Raw genomic sequence first — 17,521 nt, 5'->3', positions numbered from 1 at the left:
AGACCCCGCCGCCCCGCCATGTCGCGATCATCATGGACGGCAACGGGCGCTGGGCGAAGAAGCGCCTGCTGCCGCGCGTCGCCGGGCATCGCCAGGGCGTGGAGGCAGTGCGCCGCGTCGCCCGCGCGGCGCGCACGCTGGGCATCGACGTGCTGACGCTCTACGCCTTCTCGTCCGAGAACTGGCGCCGCCCGGAAGAGGAAGTCGGCGCACTGATGGGGCTGCTGCGGCAGTTCCTCGAGCGCGAGCTGGATCAGATCGTTGCCGACGGCGTCAAGCTGCGGGTGATCGGTGGCTGGCGCGAGCTCTCGCCCGACCTGGTGACGATGATCGAGGCGGCGATCGCGCGGACCGCGGTAAACACCGGCCCGACGCTGGTACTGGCGCTCAATTACGGCGCGCAAGCCGAATTGCTGGCCGCCGCCCGTCGGCTGGCCGAGCAGGCGCGCGACGGCACCCTGGACCCCGCCACGATCGACGAGGCGCGGTTCGAGAGCGAGCTGGAAACGGCAGGCTTGCCGCCGCTCGACCTGATGATCCGCACCTCGGGCGAGCAGCGGCTTTCCAATTTCCTGCTGTGGCAGGCGGCCTATGCCGAGCTGCTGTTCGTCGACACGCTGTGGCCCGATTTCGACGAGCGCGCGCTGGCCGATGCGCTGGCCCAGTTCGGGCGGCGCCAGCGACGCTTCGGGGGCCTGTGAGCAAGAATTCCGATCTTCCGAAACGTGCCGTCGTCGGGCTCGCGCTGGTCGGGCTCGCGCTCGCCGCGCTTTGGGCGGGCGGCTGGGGCTTCTGGCTGGTCATCACGGTGATGGCCGTGCTGATGGTCGGCGAATGGGCACTGCTGGCCCAGGACGAGGACAAGCGACGCCTCACCCAATATGTGATGATGGTGCCGCTGGCGATCCTGAGCCCGGCGGCGGCGGGGCCGGGGTTCCTGGCGCTGGGCCTGATCTTCGGCGCGTTCTTCTTCGTCGCGATCGTGACGCGGAACGGGAAGCTGGCGGCGGGGCAGGTCTATGTCGGCTTGCCGGTGCTGGCGCTGCTGCTGCTCCGCGAGCATCCGCAGGGCTTTGCCGCGACGCTTTGGGCGATGGCGATCGTCTGGGTTTGCGACAGCGGCGCCTATTTCGCCGGTCGCGCCATCGGCGGACCCAAGCTTGCACCGTCGATCAGTCCGAACAAGACCTGGGCAGGGCTGATCGGCGGCCTGGTCGCCGCGATCCTGTTCTCCGCCGCCTATGTCGCGCTGGCGCCGGGCAGCGCGATCGGCTGGTGGCTGGTCGCGGTCTCGCCGCTGGTGGCCTTCGCCTCGCAGATCGGGGACCTGTACGAGAGCCATCTCAAGCGCGTCGCGGGCGTGAAGGATTCGAGCAACCTGCTGCCCGGCCATGGCGGCATTCTCGATCGGCTGGACGGCCTCGTCTTCGCAGCCCCGGTTGCAGCTTTGTTTTTTGCGATCCATCATCAGGTGGTTGTGGGAGGATACTGGTGGTGAAGCGCGTCACGGTGTTGGGGGCGACCGGTTCGGTCGGCACCTCGACGCTGGATCTGATCGAACGAAATCCGCACGCCTTCGAAGTCGTGGCGCTGACCGCCAATTGCGATGTCGATAAGCTCGCCGCAGCTGCCATCCGCACCCGCGCGCGCTGCGCGGTGGTCGCCGACGAGACGTGCCTGCCCGCGCTGCAGGAGCGGCTGGCCGGCAGCGGCGTCGAAGCGCTGGGCGGCGCGCATTCGGTATGCGACGTGGCCCGCATGGGCGCCGACTGGACCATGGCGGCGATCGTCGGCAGCGCCGGCCTCAAGCCGGTGATGGCGGCGCTGGAGGCGGGCGGCACGGTCGCGCTGGCGAACAAGGAATCGCTCGTCTCGGCGGGCGAGGTGATGATGGCGGCGGCCCGTGCCTATGGCGCGACGCTGCTGCCGGTCGATTCGGAGCACAATGCGGTGTTCCAGTGCCTCGATCGCACCGCGCCCAAGGGCGTCCGCCGCATCATCCTCACCGCCAGCGGCGGTCCGTTCCGGGCGACACCCAAGGAAACGATGCGCGACATCACGCCCGCCCAGGCGGTGGCGCACCCCAACTGGTCGATGGGCGCGAAGATTTCGGTCGATTCGGCGACGATGATGAACAAGGGTCTTGAGCTGATCGAGGCCTTCCACCTGTTCCCGGTTGCTGCCGACCAACTGGCGGTGCTGGTCCACCGCCAGTCCGTCGTCCACTCGATGGTGGAATATGTCGACGGGTCGGTGCTGGCGCAGCTCGGCACGCCCGACATGCGCACGCCGATCGCCTTTGCGCTGGCCTGGCCCGAGCGGATGGAGACGCCGTGCCCGCCGCTCGATCTGGCCGCGGTCGGCAAGCTGGAGTTCGAAAATCCCGATCTCGATCGCTTCCCGGCGCTCGCGCTGGCGATGGAGGCACTGAAGGCGGGCGGGGCGCGGCCGGCAATCCTCAATGCCGCCAACGAAGTCGCCGTCGCGGCCTTTCTCGCCGGACGGATCGGATTTCTTGAAATTGCCGCAATCTCTGCCGATACGCTGTCTCGCTATGACCCGGCCGCGCCGGATACGCTCGACGCCGTACTGGCGATCGATGCGGAGGCGCGGCTTTATGCGGCTGAGCGAGTGAAGGACTGCGTCGCTTGATCCAATCCCCCGGCATCCTGCTCACCATTCTGGCGTTCGCGCTGGTGATCGGGCCGCTCGTGTTCCTGCACGAGCTGGGACATTATCTGGCGGGCCGCGTCTTCGGCGTGAAGGCCGAGGAATTCTCGATCGGCTTTGGCCGCGAGATCGCCGGCATCACCGATCGCCGCGGTACGCGCTGGAAGTTCAGCCTGTTGCCGCTGGGCGGCTATGTCCGCTTCGCCGGCGACATGAACCCGGCGAGCCAGCCCTCTCCGGAGTGGCTGCAGCTGCCGGCGAGCGAGCGCGCCAAGACCTTCCAGGCCAAGCCGCTGTGGCAGCGCGCGATCATTGTCGCCGCCGGGCCGATCATGAACTTCCTGATCGCGATCGTCATCCTCTCGACCTTCGCCTTCATGTTCGGCGAGAACCGCACGCCGTCGGTGATCGGCACGGTGATCCAGGGCAGCGCCGCCGCCAAGGCTGGCCTGCAGCCCGGCGATCGCATCACTGGCCTGGGCGGCCGTGCGGTCGAGACCTATGCCGACATGGTGCAGTTCACCCAGCTGCGGCCGAACGAGGCGGTGCGGGTCGATTTCGTCCGCGGCGGGGCTGCGCGCAGCGTGGACGCAGTGATCGGCACGCGGCTGGAGCGCGACCGCTTCGGGAACGAATTTAAGATCGGCCAGCTTGGCATCGGCGCGGCGGGCTCGACCCAGGTGCCGGTGGGGCTGCTCGAGGCGCCGCTGGTCGGCCTGCGGACCACCGCGGACATCGTCCGCATGACGGTGGACGGGCTCGGCCAGATCATCACCGGCCGCCGCTCTGTTTCCGAGCTGGGCGGGCCGCTCAAGATCGCCCAGGTTTCGGGCGAGCGCCTTTCCATGGGGCCGATCGAGTTCGCGTTCCTGATCGCGCTCGTCTCCATTAACCTGGGATTCATCAACCTGTTGCCAGTTCCGGTACTGGATGGTGGTCATCTCCTGTTCTACGCCGTCGAGGCGGTCCGCCGGCGCCCGGTGGAGCCGCAGGTGATGGAATGGGCGTTTCGAGGCGGTATGCTCGCGATCCTCGCGCTGATGCTGTTCGTGACGCTCAACGATCTGGGCGCTTTCGGTGTGTGGAGACATCTGGCCGGCTTGATCGGTTGAGGGGGTTCGTGCAGGGCGGCAATGTGCCGCGCGCGTTCCGGCAATATTTGGATTCCGACTGGGGTGGGATGGTGACTGCGATCAAGGCAAGCAATTTGGGCGCGCGGGCGACGGCTACGCTGTTGGCAGGGACGATCCTGTCGGGCGTGGTAGCACCGGCAGAGGCGCAGACCGCGGCAAAGCCCGCGGCGCCGGCGGCCCAGCCTCAGGCTGCACCCGCACCGGCGACGCCGGCAGTGGTGCGCACGATCAGGTCGCTGCGGGTGGAAGGCTCGCAGCGCATCGAGCCGGAAACGGTGCTCAGTTACACGCGGCTGCGCGTGGGCGACAGCTATACCAACGAGACGATCGACCAGGCAATCAAGGACCTGCTCGCCTCCGAACTGCTCGCCGACGTGGCGATCGAAGGCGTCGAGGACGGCAATCTGGTGCTCCGCATCCGCGAGAACCCGGTGATCAACCGCGTGGTGTTCGAGGGCAACAAGCGCCTCAAGCAGGACAAGATCGACAAGGAGATCAAGCTCAGGCCGCGCCAGATCTTCACGCGCACCGCGGTGCGTGCGGACATCGCGCGGATCATCGAGCTGTATCGCCGCCAGGGCCGCTTCGCCGCGCGCATCGAACCGAAGATGGTCAGCCTCGACCAGAACCGCGTCGACGTGATCTTCGAGATCCACGAAGGCGCGAAGTCCAAGGTCCGCCAGATCAACATCATCGGCAACGAGGTGTTCGGCGACAAGAAGCTGCGCGCGCAGATGGCGACCAAGGTCGCCAGCTTCTCGCACTTCCTCAGCTCGAACACGTCGTACGACCAGGATCGCCTGGCCTATGACCAGCAGAAGCTGCGCCAGTTCTACCTGACCGAAGGCTATGCCGATTTCCGCGTGATCTCGGCGGTGGCCGAGCTGACGCCGGACAAGAAGGATTTCATCATCACGTACGTGGTGGAGGAAGGTCCCCGCTACAAGTTCGGTCCGGTCACGGTGGACAGCGCGATCCGCGACTTCGACGACAAGAAGCTCGCCGCCGCGCTGCCGATCAAGGAAGGCCAGTGGTATAACGCCAAGGCCGTCGAGGACACGGTCGAGCAGCTGAGCGAGACCGCCGGCCTGTTCGGCTATGCCTTTGCCGACGTTCGCCCCGACTTCCAGCGCAACAAGGATGCGCTGACGATGTCGATGAACTTCCACATCGGCGAGGCGAACCGTACCTATATCGAGCGCGTCGACATCACCGGCAATCGCCAGACCCAGGACAAGGTGATCCGCCGCGAAATGCGCGTGGCCGAAGGCGATGCCTTCAACACCTTCCTGGTCAAGCGCTCGCAGGACCGCATCAACAGCCTGGGCTATTTCCAGGACAAGTTCGAGATCGAGCGCAAGGAAGGCTCCGCGCCCGACCGCATCGTGCTCGGCGCGAACGTGGAAGAAAAGCCGAACGGCGAACTGACGCTGTCGGCCGGTTTCTCGAGCCTCGAGCGCTTCATCCTCCAGGCGTCGATCCGCCAGCGCAACTTCCGCGGCATGGGCCAGACCGCAAGCATCTCGGCGGATTATTCGAGCTATTCGAAGTCGGTGGAGCTGGGCTTCACCGAGCCCTATCTGTTCGACAGCAACATAGCGCTGGGCGCGACGATCTTCCGTCGCGATTACAACTCGTTCAACTATCTCGGCACGACCCGCAACACGACCTATCAGCAGGTCTCGACCGGCTTCCAGCTGGTGGCGGGCCTGCCGCTCACCGAATACTGGACGCTGTCGGCGCGCTATTACCTGTCGAAGGACGATGTCACGCTCGACCAGTCCACCTTCTACACCGACGGCAAGTGCGACCCGTTCCTCGCCGGTCGCTATTATTGCGAAGCGGTAGGCAATCGCCTGACCTCGCTGGTCGGCCTGTCGCTGATCTATGACAGCCTCAACAGCCGCCTCCGTCCGACGCGCGGCCAGCGCGTTTCGGTGGGCGTGGACGTGGCCGGCCTCGGTGGCGACGTGCACTATGTTCGTGGACGCATCGACGGCGCGAAATATTGGGGCCTGGGCAGCGGTTTCGTGTTCTCGGTCACCGGCGAAGGCGGCGCGATCAAGAGCCTCGACGGCAGCGAAGTCCGGATCACCGATCGCTTCTATCTGGGCGAGCCGCAGTTCCGCGGCTTCGACATCCGCGGCGTCGGTCCGCGCGTGCAGCGCTACCAGTATACGGGCGACCCGGCACTGGGCACCCAGTCGCTGATCACCACCCGCGACCAGGTCGTCGACGACGCGCTGGGCGGCAAGGCCTATTACCTCACCAAGGCGGAGCTCGAGCTTCCGCTGGGCTCGGGTGCGGCGGAGCTTGGCCTGCGCCCCTCGATCTATGTGCAGATGGGCTCGCTCTTCTCCATCCGCCGGCCGCAGACGAACAATTATTTCCCGGCCTATATCGATCCCAAGACGGGCCTGCCCGGGGTCAACGCGGACGGCTCGCCCTCGGTGACGCCGCGGCCGTTGAACGATAGCGCAGGCAATCCGCTGTACACGGTTACGACGGGCGCCTTGCAGGGCAGCTACACGACCTGCACGATCGGCTATGCCGCCGCTGCAGGCCAGCCCTGCGTCGGCACCTCGATCAATACCCGCGCGCTCAACCAGAGCGGGCTGTTCTACGAACAGTATCGCGGCAGCACCGCTTCGCCGCGCATTTCGATCGGCTTCGGTGTAAACTGGAATTCGCCCTTCGGCCCGTTGCGTATCGACGTCGCCAAGGCGCTGGTCAGCCAGCCGGGCGACGACAAGAAGCTTGTTACTTTCAACGTAGGGACTCAGTTCTAATGATGAAGAACCGTGTATTCGCGGCGGCGCTTGCCGCCTCCGCGGCGATGGCTGTTGCTGCGCCGGCATCGGCGCAGGTGGCCGGTATCGCCACGATCAACACGATCGAGGCGATCACCCGCGCGAAGGCGTTCACCACTGCCGAGACGCAGCTGGACACCACCTTCAAGCCGGTCCGTGACCAGATCCAGGCGCGCCAGACCAAGTTCCAAACCGACGCGCGGGCGCTGATCGCGACGATCGACACCAACAAGGACGGCCAGGTCTCGGAAGCCGAAGAGCAGGCCGCAGCGGCCCGCAAGGATCCGAACTACACCCAGCTCATGACCCTGCAGAACCAGGCGAACGAGGAAATCCAGAAGCTGCAGACTCCGTCGATCCTGGCGGAACTGTTCGCGTTCGAGAAGATCCTGGCGCTCTATGACGCGGCGCAGATCTCGGTCGTCAATGCCCGCAAGATCAACGTGATCTTGCAGCCGGAGGCGATTGTCTACGCGCCGGACGCTGTGGACGTCACCGACGCGGTCGTCGCCGAGCTCGACAAGACGCCGACTGTCGCGATCACGCCGCCCGCCAACTGGCAGCCGCAGCAGCGCACCGTGCAGTTCCAGCAGCAGGTGAATGAACTGAAGCGTCGTGCCTACCAGCTCGCCGCCGCGCGCGCGCAGCAGCAACAGCAGCAGGGTGCCGCCGCGGCGCCGGGTGCCGCTCGCCCGGCCGCAGCGCCTGCGACCAAGCCGGCCAAGCCCGAACCGCGGTGAGCGGGGAAGCGCAGGGGGGCAGCAACATCGGTCCGCTCGATATCGGGCGGGTGATGGCGGCGCTGCCCCACCGCTTTCCGATGCTGCTGGTCGACCGGGTCGAGGAGCTGATCCTCGACCAGTCGATCGTGGCGGTGAAGGCGGTGACGATCAACGAGTCGTTCTTCCAGGGCCATTTCCCCGGCCGTCCGATCATGCCGGGCGTGCTCACCGTCGAGGCGCTCGCCCAGGCAGCGGGCGTGCTGGCGGTCGAGTCGCTCGGGCTCGCCGGGTCTGGCAAGCTCGTGTACTTCATGGCGATCGACAACGTGAAGTTCCGCAAGCCGGTGGAGCCGGGCGTGCTGCTCAAGCTCCATGTCGAGTTCGTGCAGAAGCGCGCGCGCGTCTGCAAGTTCGCCGGCAAGGCGCTGATCGGCGGCGAACTGGCGGCGGAATGCGAATTCACCGCGATGATCGCCGACCCGCCCAGCGCCTGAAGCGGGCAGGGGCCGGACCATGGACGCACTGACCTGGTTCGGCCTGCTCGCGGTGACGGCGATGCTGGTCACCTATGCGCTGGAGGCGCGTTCGACCTGGTGGGTGCTCGGCTTTGCCGGCGCCTGCCTGCTCGGATCGGCCTATGGCTTCCTGCAGGGGGCCTGGCCGTTCGGGCTGGTCGAGGCGATCTGGTCGCTCGTCGCACTCCGCCGCTGGTGGGGCATGCGGCAATGAGGTTGCGTTGGCGCCTGGGCTCTGCTAGGCGCGCGCGTCCGCTGCCGGTCGGAAACCGGCGGCTTTTTCCAAGGAATTCGATGTGAAGCAGAACACCCACCCCGATTATCACATGATCAAGGTGCAGATGACTGACGGCACCGTGTACGAGACGCGCTCCACCTGGGGCAAGGAAGGCGATCTCATGCAGCTCGAGATCGATCCGCTCGCGCACCCGGCTTGGACCGGCGGTCGCGGTCAGCTGCTCGACCAGGGTGGCCAGGTCGCACGCTTCAACAAGCGCTTCGGCGGCCTCACGCTCGGCAAGAAGTAAGTCATCGATGCCGGGCGAAGACGCCCGGCCGATGGTTTCCGAAAGGGCTTCCTTCGCACGTTCGTGCGGGGAAGCCTTTTTCGTTTCTGGGGCGGGGGAATGCTGCGAGAGGCATTGCGGTCGCTCCCGCAGCATCTGGTTGGGCTGCCGCTACATCGACGGTCCACGTGGCCGCCGATTTTGTCCGTTGCCGCGGTGGCACATCCTGCCGGAAGTGAAAAATTCGCCCGCTGACGATCTGATCAATTGCCATGAGATTGATCAGATCTTGCTTGCTGTCCGCCTGGCGAGCGACTCCGCCGCCCCTACTGGTATGGTGTCGCAAGACCACATGTTTTTTGTTCGGAAACGTGCAGGGTGCCTCGCAAGCCTCTGATCAGCAAGTGCAATATGTGATTTTGCAGTTGATGCAAAAAAACGATTGTTTAAAGCATTTATTGATACCAATTTGTGCAAACGTTGGATTAATTCGCGACGTTCTGACAGTTTTCGAAATGGATATTCGCTGAGGTAGCGGCGCCCGTGGGTTGGGTGCAATCGCATTGGAGGTGTCATGTGGTTGATGCGCAATGACTCCCGCTAGGTCGCTTGCACACCGCTGGGCTAGTGCTCGATCCAAGGGTCGTGAACGCGCATGACAGCCGCCGTTTCGCACGCCCTGTTGACCATCGCTGCTGATTTCGGCGCCGCGATCGACATCCATCAACTTTGCGAGCGATTCAGCGCCGCCGTTGCAAGCGTAGGCAACTTCCATTTCGCCCTGGGGCGTTTCGGGTCCAACGTGCTCCGCGCCGAAGAAGTGATCTTCGTGCACTATCCGGAAGCCTGGCAGCGCCATTACCACGCCAACGACTATATCAAGATCGATCCCACGATCCGCGCGATCGCGCATCGGGACATACCCTATAGCTGGGCGGAACTCGGCAACCTCGACGCCGCCCAACGCCGCCTGCTCGACGAAGCGCGGGCCTTCGGCGTGGTGACGGGGTTCACGGTGCCGATCCACATGACCGACGGGACGACGTTCGTGGCGAGCTTCGCGGCAGACGATGTCGACGCGCTCCATCGCGCGCGCCCGTTCCTGAGCATGATTTCCGCGCAGTTTCTCGAACGCTACAAGGCGCTTGCCGGCGCATCCAAGTCCCCGATCCGCCTGACCCCGCGCGAACGCGACTGCATGACCTGGACCGCGCGCGGCAAGAGCGCCTGGGAAATCGGAATGCTGCTTGGCATCAGCGAGAACACGGTCAATTTCCACGTCAAGAATGCCTGCGCCAAGCTCGGCAGCAATGGCCGCATGCTGGCGGTGGTCAGCGCGATCATGCTGGGTGTGATCTCCCCCTGACCGCGCGCGGCGCGCGGGACCGCGCCTATGCCAGCTGACGAACGCGACGCGGTTCCGTCGCCGGCAGCAAGCCCCAGCGCTCCAGCGCCTGGGTGGCATTTTCCATTCCCTGCTCGGCCTGGAGGAGGCCGCCCAGTCGTGCTGCCGTCGCACGCACACGCTCCTGCGCCGCCAGTGAGATCGCATCGGCAAGGTCTTGCGCGGTCATTGTCCGCCGGTCGAGCAGCGCCGGGTTCACCCCGGCGCGCTTGAGCCGCCACGCCCAGAAGAACTGGTCGGCCAGGAACGGCACGACGACCTGCGGCAACCCCGCCCGCGTCGCCGCCGCCGTGGTGCCTGCGCCGCCGTGATGCACCGCCAGCGATACGCGCGGGAACAGCCAGTCATGGGGCGCGTCCTTGAGGAACAGCACGTCGGGCGGCGCCTCCGCCGACTCCAGCGCGCCCCAGCCGGTCGCGACGATCGCGCGGCGGCCGGTCCGCCGCACCGCCTCGAGGATCAGCCGAGTGAAGCGCTGCTGGTCGCCGCTGAGCATGCTGCCGAACCCGACATAGAGGGGCGGCGGCCCGGCATCGAGAAAGTCCTGGAGTGCCTGGGGCGGCGTCCAGTCGCGGCCCTGGTCGAGCGACCAGAAGCCGACGACCGCCGCCCGCCCCGGCGACCAGTCCGCAGGCTGGGGCTGGAGATGCCTGCTGAACGCGTAGAGAATGGGTTGCGGCCGCACCCGCTGCTCGCGTTCGTACCAGGGGCCGAGTAGCGGGAAGGGGCGGAGGCCCAGCGTTTCGCGGAGCGCATTGGAGGGTCGCGCCAAGATCCGCCACATCGCGATGCGCAGCGCATGCGACAGGGCGAGATTGGCGGCGGCGGGCAGCTGCATGCCGGGCAGCGGCCAGATCGGCGCCATGTGCCGGGACGGAGTCAACGGCATGAACTGGGCCTGCACGAAGGGCACGCCGAGCCGTTCCGCCACCGCGGCGCCCAGGATCGTGCCCGAGCCCGAGCCGAGCACGAGATCGGCCCCGTGCGCCGCCGCCATGCCTTGCCGCGCCCATTGTGGTACCCATCGCATCATGGTGGACGCGATGGTGCCCGCCATCTTCAGCTGGTTTCCGCTCTCCATCAGCGCCCGCTCGCGCGCCATCAGCGCCGCATAGTCCGATTCGAGAGGGGCAAGCCGCAGCCCCAGTTGCTCCACGATGCCTCGATGACGATCGCTCGTGGCGATCGTCACGTCATGGCCCTGCCCCTGGAGATGGCGGCCAAAGGCGACGAAGGGCCGCACATCGCCATGCGTGCCGATGGTGAAGATAGCGATACGCATGTCGTGTCTCCGTCGCCGTGCCGCTGCGGTGCGCTAGGGCCGTTCGGCCGTGACCAGCGCGGAAGCCTGCGCCAGCGCATCGAGGTGGCGGGTGATGATGCCGCCGATCCGCGCCGCATGGGCGGGCAGCATCATGTCCTGATGCCGGCAGTCGACCTCGTGGATGGTCAGCAGGCCCGCCAGATGGCTGCCCCACACGGTGGGGCTGTCATGGATCACCGCTCCCGCCCCGTCGCCGCCGCGCAAGGCGGCGCGGAGGAACAGCGCATCCGTATCGGCATGGCCCGGCCGGTAGCGCCGTGCGAGGCCGAGATTGTGCACGGTCACGGCGCGGAGACGCTCGATGAACGCAGGCACGTCGCCGATTTCCTGCCCCAGCGTTGCCGGCAGGTCGCCCATGTCGATCGCAGCGGCGATCAGCTCGACCAGCGCATCCGTCGTCTCCGGCAGCGGCGCGCCCGGATCGGGCTGCAGCTTCAGGAAGTCCAGCGCGGCACGGATGAGCACCGTCTCCTCCATGTCCTCGGGATCGGCCTCGGTGCCGAGGAAAGGATAGGAATCGAGCAGCGCGAGCAGCGGCACCTCTTCGCCCGCGCTGCGCAGGCGCGCGGCGATGCCTTGCGCGATCAATCCGCCCATCGACCAGCCGATCAGGTGATAGGGGCCCACCGGCTGCACCGCGCGGATCTGCTCGAGATAGATGTCTACCAGCGCCTCGATCGAGTTCGGCCGGGCATCGTTCTGGAGCAGCCCGATATCCTGGAGCGCATAGACCGGGTGGCGCTGGGGCAAGTGCGGCGCCAGCGTGGCGAAGCTCCACCCTACGCCCAGCACCGGGTGGAGGCAGAACAAGGGCGCGGCATCGCCGCCGCTGCGGAGCGGCAGCACCACATCGAGGAAGCCGGAGCCTTGCGCGCTGCCGTCGAACAGCGGCGCGAGGCCGGCGATGGTCGGTTCGGTGAACAGATGGCCGATCGAGAGGTCGGCGCCCAGATCGGCCAGCGCGGTCACGAGATGCACCGCGCTCAGGCTGTCGCCGCCGAGATCGAAGAAATTGTCGTGGATGCCGACCTCCTCGACCCCCAGCACCGATCTCCAGATCTGGGCGAGCATGATCTCGGTCGGGGTACGCGGCTGCACCGCGGCGCGGCTTTCCGCCACTTCCTGCATCCCCGGGCGCGGCAACGCGCGGCGATCCAGCTTGCCGTTCGGCGTGCGGGGCAGCGCGTCGAGATACTGGAAGCGCGACGGGATCATCTGGGGCAGCAGCATCGTCGAGAGCGCGCGGCGCAGCTTCGCCGGGTCGGCGGGCGGCTGGCCCTCGGCGGCGACGAGATAGGCGACCAGCATCGCCCCGTCGTCCCCGCGTTCCAGCACGATGGCGGCCTGCTCGATCCCGTTCAGCCGGAGCAGCGCGGATTCGATCTCCGCGGGCTCGGCGCGGACGCCCTTGATCTTCACCTGATCGTCGTTGCGGCCGAGCGTGCGCACCACGCCGTCCGCATCGCGCACCGCGCGATCGCCGGTGCGGTACAGCCGGGCGCCGGCCGCGTCGGTGAAGCGATCGGGCGGAAAACGCTCGGCGGTCAGCGCCGGCTGGCCGAGATAGCCGGTAGCGACACCGTCGCCGCCGATCGCCAGCTCGCCGATCGTCCCGTCGGGCAGCTGGATGCCATAGGCATCGACGATGTGCAGCTGGGTGTTGGCGAGCGGACGGCCGATTGCCGGAAGCACCAGGTCCGCCGCGCCGATCTGCTGCGCGGTCGACCAGATCGTCGTCTCGGTCGGGCCGTACAGGTTGAACACCGCGCGCCCTAGGCCCAGCAGCCGCTCGGCGAGCTGGCCGGACAGGACCTCGCCGCCGGTCAGCAGCAGCAGCCCGCGCAATGCCTCGCTTTGGCCGGCGCCGAGGATCGCCTGCCACATGGTGGGCGTCGCCTGCAGCGCGGTCACGCCGTGGCGCGCGATCGCCGCCGCCAGTTGCTTGGGGTCGCCCGCCTCCTCGCGGGTGGCGACGACGACCGTACCGCCGGCGACCAGCGGCAGCAGCAGCTCGAGCACCGCGATGTCGAAGGTCACCGTGGTGATCGCGAGCAGGCGCTCGTCGGGCGCGATCGACAGGATTTCCTGCATCGACAGCAGCAGGTTGCGGAGGTTGGCGTGCGAGACGACGACGCCCTTCGGCCGCCCGGTGGTGCCCGAGGTATAGGTGACATAGGCGGTGCCGGCCGGAACCCGCGGGGCCGGATCGGCGGTGCCGCCAAACAGCAGACCGGCCGCGCCGGCGCGTGCAAGCAGCAGCTGCGGGACGGCGATCGGCAGTTCCATCTCGGCGTCGCACAGCACCAGTGAGGGCCGTGCGTCCTCCAGGATGGCGTGCAGGCGATCGACCGGGCCATGGCCGTTCAGCGGCAGCCAGGCCGCACCGCTCTCGGCAATTGCGAGCAGGGCGGTGACGAGCCGCCGATCGCGCGGCAGCATCACCGCGACGAGGTGGCCGGGACCAATCCCCGCCGCCGCCAGCTGGTGTCGCAGGGTTTCGACATCGCTCGCGAGCCCGCGATAGGTCAGATCGCCCGCCGCATCGATCACCGCAGGCGCGTCGGGGCGATCCCCGGCCTTGCGGTGCACCAGTGCGGGTGCGTCGTCGGCGGGCCAAGCGCGCTCGGCCGCGCGGACCTGCGCCGCCCAGCGCGAGCGCTCCTCGCCGCCGATCAGGTCGTGCGCGACCAGCGCGGCTTCCGGATCTTCAAGCACCGCGGACATCAGCCGTTCGACCCGCGCAAGATGCGCGTCGAGCTCGTCATGTGTATAAAGGCCCGGATTGGCATCGAAATCCATCCGGATGCCCTTGCCGTCCTGCCGGTCGAACATGAAGACGGTCAGGTCTTCCATCGCCCCGTTGCTCAGATTGTGGCTGCGGGCGGTGGCACCCCCGAAGCGCAGCGCATAATCGAACGGCTCGATGTTCACGCTGAACCGCGCGAGGTGCTGGTTGATCTCGTTGAAGCCCAGCTCGCGGCGAAGATCCTCGTAGCGGAATTGCTGGTGCCGCAACGCGCCTTGCAACACGCGGCGGGACTGGGTGAGCAGATCGACGAAGCTGCTCTCCCGCACCGGCCGGAAGCGCAGCGCGACGACATTAGCGACCAGGCCGGGCACCTGGCGCAGGGTGCGGCTGCCGCGCCCGGTCATCGGCATGCCGATGACGAAATCCTCCTTGCCCGTCATCCGGAACAGATAGGCGGCGAGCATGGCGGTGAGGCCCTGCGGCAGCGTCGCGCCGTGGCTGCGCACCAGCGCGCGCAGGCGCTCCACCATCTCGGCCGGGATCGTCCAGGAGCGGCGGATAAAGCCGCCGTCCGCACCCGAGGCGGTGGTGTTGCGGCGATCGAGCCGCATCGACAGCGTCGGCGCATCGGGCACGTCGCGGAGCTGCTCGACCCAATAGCTGCGATCGGTCTCGCGGCGATCGGAGTCGCGATAGCTCTGCTCGTGCTCGGCGAGCAGGGTGATCGGCAGGAAGCCGTGCGGCTCGGGCGCGCGCTTTTCGACGAACGCGGTGTAGACCTCGGCGAGGCGCGCGGCGAGCATGCCCCCGGTGAAGCCGTCGAGCGCGATGTGGTGGCAGCATTGCAGCCACAGGTGGCGCTGCGGGCCGAGCTTCAACAGCGCGCTGACCCACAAAGCATCCCGCTCCAGATCGAGCTGCGCCAGGATCCGCGCGCGCATCCAGGCCTGCGCCGCCGCGTCCGGATCGGGTTCGCCGCTCACATCGACGAAGGGGAAGTCGGTACGCACCGACGGCACCACCCGCTGCATGGGGCCGTCGGGGGTCTGGACGATCTGGATGCGCGTGGTTTCCGCCTCCTCGGATACCTGGGTGATCGCCGCCACGAACAGATCCGGCTCGATGTCCCCCAGAATCTCAACCGCCTCGGCGATGTTGAAGGTGGAACCCGGCGGCGCGATCTGGCTGCCGATCCACAGGCCGCGCTGTGCGGTGGTCAGTGGCAATAGTTGCTCGGATCCATGCTGCATCGCGTCGACTCCCCCTTTATGCCCCAATGGTCTGAAACTGCGTCACGATGGCCGCTTCGCCCGATCGGCGGCCGAGGGCGGCGCCGCGGTCTGGTTGTCCGGCCGGCACGCGCCGCCGGCGGAGCGTTCTGCATGCGCGAGTGCCGCGGCCACCTCGTCCAACGCCGCGGCCTTGGCTTCGCGCTGCAGGTATCGAAGCGCCTGGGCCAGGCGGCTGGCGATCTTCCGGCGTTGCGGGAGCTGCACGGTCAGGCTGCCTGCACGGCAGGATGGCAGGCGTCGGCATTTGGATCGGCAAGCACCCGGTGATGCACGCCAAGCCGCTGCCGAGCGATCATCAGGATCTGTTCGGACACTGGCACATAGGCGCTCGCCACCGGCCAGCGCCCAAGCCTGTCGGTCTGTTGTAGCAGGCGGTGCTCCAAGCCCGCGGCAGCCAGTGCGCCGCGCAGCACCCAGAGCGGTGAAATCAGCAGATAGCGCTCGATCCCATGGCAGACGCCGAATTCCAGCGAGGCCAGGATGAGTTCGCTCGTCACCGTCTTGCGGAGCGGTGCAGGCAGCGCGCGATCGACCGCGAAGCGGGTATTTTCCCAGACCGTATCGGCGCGCGGGACCCCTTCCTCGGGCGCGAGCTCGGGCCACAGCGTCTCGGTCATGTAGGGGCGGGTGGTGGGGAGCAGCCGCACCATCCCGCGCACCCGTGCGCAATGATCCCGCCACAGCAGGTATCTGGCTGCCGGAGTATCGAACTGGTCATATTCCATGCCGTCGAAATGCGGGACGTTCCACCCGGACCGAATGACGAACTGCTCGTGCCGGAAGCGGTACTGATCGGCGAGCGCGTCGCCGAACAGATGCGCCGATTGCCACGTTACCAAGTCGATCATGACCGCACCTCGTCGTGTTCGCTGCGGCGCACAATCCTGTTTGCAGGGCCTCCCGCCAACTCTCAGATCTGGTAGGGTTAAAGGATCGGGGGACGCGGCCTCGCTACGCGATCCGTCGCCACCGGATCGATCTGTTGCGCGGCCGAGTGCTCGCCTCGCCGTTCACAGGATCCCGGTCTTTCGAGACGACCGACGGAAACGCCATAGGGCGTTTTCGCGCCGAGCAGCTCCAAACGCAGCTGGAGCGCACGCGGACGCCCGGACGCGGGCTAGCCGCCGGGGGCGAGCACTACGAGGCGACCCCGACCTCGCCTGGCAAGTGATCGCTGCCCGAGGTCCGGACGGCGGGCTCTCAGTGCTCTTTGTGGACGAACGCCAGTCCGGCCAGGTTCAAGCACAGAGCTGTCGCGACGAACCCGCTCCAGCCGAGCCCGGCCATGAGGATGGGGGTGAGCAGCGAGAACAGGCTGCCTCCCATGAAGGTACCCGTCGAGTAGAAGGCGTTGAGGCGCATGCGGATATCGGGTGTCAGGCCGTACAAGGTGGCGCGCAGGGTCACGTCGGTGCCGATCGAACCGATGCCGACCAGTACCATCCCCGCCACGATGCCGACATAGCTCGCGGGCATCAGCAGAAGAGCCGTCCACCCTGCCAGGTTGACGACGAAGGCCAGCCGCAGCGCCGGCGCCATGCTCTTCCGGTCGGCGAAGCGGCCGAGCGCGGGTGCGGAGAGCGCTGCCGTCACCGCCACCAGGGAGAGCACGCCGATCTGCCGCGTGTCCAGGTGGAAGGGCGCTTGCTGGAGATGCAGGGTGAGGCCCACCCACAGCATGTTGAAGCTGCCGAAGCTCAGCGCCTGCAGCAGCGTCGATCGACGCAGCAGCGCGGAGGTTCGTACCAGCCCGACGAGCGAGCCCATCAGCGCGCCGTAGGACTGGTGCCGCAGGCCCGGCGTGGGCGGCATGCTGTTTCGCATGATCGTCGCCATGAGGAACGTCGCGATTGCCGCGGCAGCGTAGACGGCGCGCCAGCCGAATTCGAACCCGGCCATGCCTGCAAGCGATCGTCCCAGCATGATGCCGGTGAGAATACCCGTTGCGAGCATGCCGGTGATCGTCCCACGCCGCGCGGGCGCGACCAGGCGGGTGGCGTAGGCGGGCAGAAGATAGGTGACGATGCCGCACAGGCCGGCGACGAACCCCGCCGCGAAGAACAGCGCCGGACATCCTGTCGATGCCATCACGCTCAGCGCCGCCGCCTGAAAGAACAACAACGTTGTGGTCAAAACGCGATTGTCGATACGATCCCCCAGCGGGAGCAGGAAAAACATGCCCGCGGCGATGCCGATCTGCGTCATCGTCGGCGCAAGTCCGGCACTGCGCGGCGGGAGCAAGGCCGATCTGCTCGATCTGGCGATGGAAGCGGGTTTCAGTTCGAAGGCGAGTTTCAACCGTGCCTTCCTCGCCACCTTCGGGGCGACACCCTCCGCCTATCGCCGACACGTCGCAAAACAGGAATAATCGGGCGGACGGGCGATTTTGAGGCGC

16 protein-coding genes are annotated in these 17,521 nt (G+C 67.2%); 11 read left to right on the top strand and 5 right to left on the bottom strand.

Annotated elements, in window-relative coordinates; all coding sequences use genetic code 11:
- The first annotated feature begins 32 nt into the window (after nt 1-32).
- The 10 genes from uppS to ABIC65_RS03335 all read left to right on the top strand — a co-directional run bounded on the left by uppS (nt 33) and on the right by ABIC65_RS03335 (nt 9,722).
- Nucleotides 33-701 carry a polyprenyl diphosphate synthase gene (uppS, locus tag ABIC65_RS03380; protein ID WP_436286711.1) on the top strand — a complete coding sequence of 223 codons (669 nt, stop codon included), beginning with the start codon at nt 33-35 and terminating at the stop codon, nt 699-701.
- Nucleotides 698-1,498: a phosphatidate cytidylyltransferase gene (locus tag ABIC65_RS03375; protein ID WP_354306745.1), complete on the top strand. Its 801-nt coding sequence runs from the start codon at nt 698-700 to the stop codon at nt 1,496-1,498. Before uppS ends, ABIC65_RS03375 begins: the two co-directional genes overlap by 4 nt.
- Complete coding sequence (locus ABIC65_RS03370; RefSeq protein WP_354306744.1) at nt 1,495-2,652, top strand: 1-deoxy-D-xylulose-5-phosphate reductoisomerase; 1,158 nt, start codon at nt 1,495-1,497, stop codon at nt 2,650-2,652. The genes ABIC65_RS03375 and ABIC65_RS03370 overlap by 4 nt, the downstream gene beginning before the upstream one ends.
- Nucleotides 2,649-3,782 carry a M50 family metallopeptidase gene (locus tag ABIC65_RS03365; RefSeq protein WP_354306743.1) on the top strand — a complete coding sequence of 378 codons (1,134 nt, stop codon included), beginning with the start codon at nt 2,649-2,651 and terminating at the stop codon, nt 3,780-3,782. The genes ABIC65_RS03370 and ABIC65_RS03365 overlap by 4 nt, the downstream gene beginning before the upstream one ends.
- 68 nt (nt 3,783-3,850) lie before the next feature.
- Entirely contained in the window at nt 3,851-6,592 is a 2,742-nt protein-coding gene (gene bamA / locus ABIC65_RS03360; RefSeq protein WP_354306742.1) for an outer membrane protein assembly factor BamA, read from the top strand.
- On the top strand, nt 6,592-7,353 hold the full coding sequence (locus tag ABIC65_RS03355) for an OmpH family outer membrane protein (RefSeq protein ID WP_121076995.1): 762 nt from the start codon (nt 6,592-6,594) through the stop codon (nt 7,351-7,353). Before bamA ends, ABIC65_RS03355 begins: the two co-directional genes overlap by 1 nt.
- Nucleotides 7,350-7,829, top strand: a complete 480-nt coding sequence (fabZ, locus tag ABIC65_RS03350) for a 3-hydroxyacyl-ACP dehydratase FabZ (RefSeq protein WP_354306741.1) — start codon at nt 7,350-7,352, stop codon at nt 7,827-7,829. Before ABIC65_RS03355 ends, fabZ begins: the two co-directional genes overlap by 4 nt.
- Before the next feature lie 19 nt (nt 7,830-7,848).
- The gene (locus tag ABIC65_RS03345; protein WP_354306740.1) at nt 7,849-8,064 is read left to right on the top strand and encodes a hypothetical protein; all 216 of its coding nucleotides are present in this window, start codon (nt 7,849-7,851) and stop codon (nt 8,062-8,064) included.
- Between the two features lie 82 nt (nt 8,065-8,146).
- Nucleotides 8,147-8,377, top strand: coding sequence for a 50S ribosomal protein L31 (gene rpmE, locus ABIC65_RS03340; protein ID WP_064313046.1), 231 nt, complete (start codon nt 8,147-8,149; stop codon nt 8,375-8,377).
- Nucleotides 8,378-9,038: 661 nt separating this feature from the next.
- Complete coding sequence (locus ABIC65_RS03335; RefSeq protein WP_354306739.1) at nt 9,039-9,722, top strand: LuxR family transcriptional regulator; 684 nt, start codon at nt 9,039-9,041, stop codon at nt 9,720-9,722.
- A 25-nt stretch (nt 9,723-9,747) separates the two neighbouring features.
- Here the strand turns inward: ABIC65_RS03335 and ABIC65_RS03330 are convergent, their stop codons facing one another.
- The 5 genes from ABIC65_RS03330 to ABIC65_RS03310 all read right to left on the bottom strand — a co-directional run bounded on the left by ABIC65_RS03330 (nt 9,748) and on the right by ABIC65_RS03310 (nt 17,331).
- Nucleotides 9,748-11,043, bottom strand: coding sequence for a glycosyltransferase (locus tag ABIC65_RS03330; RefSeq protein WP_354306738.1), 1,296 nt, complete (start codon nt 11,041-11,043; stop codon nt 9,748-9,750).
- 33 nt (nt 11,044-11,076) lie between these two features.
- Nucleotides 11,077-15,084 (bottom strand): amino acid adenylation domain-containing protein, encoded by a 4,008-nt coding sequence (locus tag ABIC65_RS03325; protein ID WP_354306737.1) that lies wholly within the window; start codon nt 15,082-15,084, stop codon nt 11,077-11,079.
- A 42-nt stretch (nt 15,085-15,126) separates the two neighbouring features.
- Entirely contained in the window at nt 15,127-15,330 is a 204-nt protein-coding gene (locus ABIC65_RS03320; protein ID WP_354306736.1) for a hypothetical protein, read from the bottom strand.
- 2 nt (nt 15,331-15,332) lie between these two features.
- Nucleotides 15,333-15,974 carry an acyl-homoserine-lactone synthase gene (locus tag ABIC65_RS03315; RefSeq protein ID WP_354306735.1) on the bottom strand — a complete coding sequence of 214 codons (642 nt, stop codon included), beginning with the start codon at nt 15,972-15,974 and terminating at the stop codon, nt 15,333-15,335.
- Nucleotides 15,975-16,326: 352 nt separating this feature from the next.
- Complete coding sequence (locus ABIC65_RS03310; RefSeq protein ID WP_354306734.1) at nt 16,327-17,331, bottom strand: MFS transporter; 1,005 nt, start codon at nt 17,329-17,331, stop codon at nt 16,327-16,329.
- Here ABIC65_RS03310 and ABIC65_RS03305 point away from each other — a divergent pair.
- Nucleotides 17,315-17,494, top strand: coding sequence for a helix-turn-helix domain-containing protein (locus ABIC65_RS03305; RefSeq protein ID WP_354306733.1), 180 nt, complete (start codon nt 17,315-17,317; stop codon nt 17,492-17,494). The genes ABIC65_RS03310 and ABIC65_RS03305 overlap by 17 nt on opposite strands.
- The last annotated feature ends 27 nt before the right edge of the window (nt 17,495-17,521 follow it).

It is taken from the genome of Sphingomonas trueperi (assembly GCF_040545665.1).
Taxonomy (GTDB): domain Bacteria; phylum Pseudomonadota; class Alphaproteobacteria; order Sphingomonadales; family Sphingomonadaceae; genus Sphingomonas; species Sphingomonas trueperi_B.
This window is presented reverse-complemented; position numbering and strand designations above follow the sequence as displayed.

What these genes read in the sequence shown, in the direction of transcription:
- uppS (WP_436286711.1), top strand. Translation starts at nt 33, where the DNA reads ATGGACGGCAACGGGCGCTGGGCGAAGAAGCGCCTGCTGCCGCGCGTC.
- bamA (WP_354306742.1), top strand. Translation starts at nt 3,851, where the DNA reads ATGGTGACTGCGATCAAGGCAAGCAATTTGGGCGCGCGGGCGACGGCT.
- ABIC65_RS03355 (WP_121076995.1), top strand. Translation starts at nt 6,592, where the DNA reads ATGATGAAGAACCGTGTATTCGCGGCGGCGCTTGCCGCCTCCGCGGCG.
- ABIC65_RS03345 (WP_354306740.1), top strand. Translation starts at nt 7,849, where the DNA reads ATGGACGCACTGACCTGGTTCGGCCTGCTCGCGGTGACGGCGATGCTG.
- ABIC65_RS03330 (WP_354306738.1), bottom strand. Translation starts at nt 11,043, where the DNA reads ATGCGTATCGCTATCTTCACCATCGGCACGCATGGCGATGTGCGGCCC.
- ABIC65_RS03325 (WP_354306737.1), bottom strand. Translation starts at nt 15,084, where the DNA reads ATGCAGCATGGATCCGAGCAACTATTGCCACTGACCACCGCACAGCGC.
- ABIC65_RS03315 (WP_354306735.1), bottom strand. Translation starts at nt 15,974, where the DNA reads ATGATCGACTTGGTAACGTGGCAATCGGCGCATCTGTTCGGCGACGCG.
- ABIC65_RS03305 (WP_354306733.1), top strand. Translation starts at nt 17,315, where the DNA reads ATGCCGATCTGCGTCATCGTCGGCGCAAGTCCGGCACTGCGCGGCGGG.
- ABIC65_RS03310 (WP_354306734.1), bottom strand. Translation starts at nt 17,331, where the DNA reads ATGACGCAGATCGGCATCGCCGCGGGCATGTTTTTCCTGCTCCCGCTG.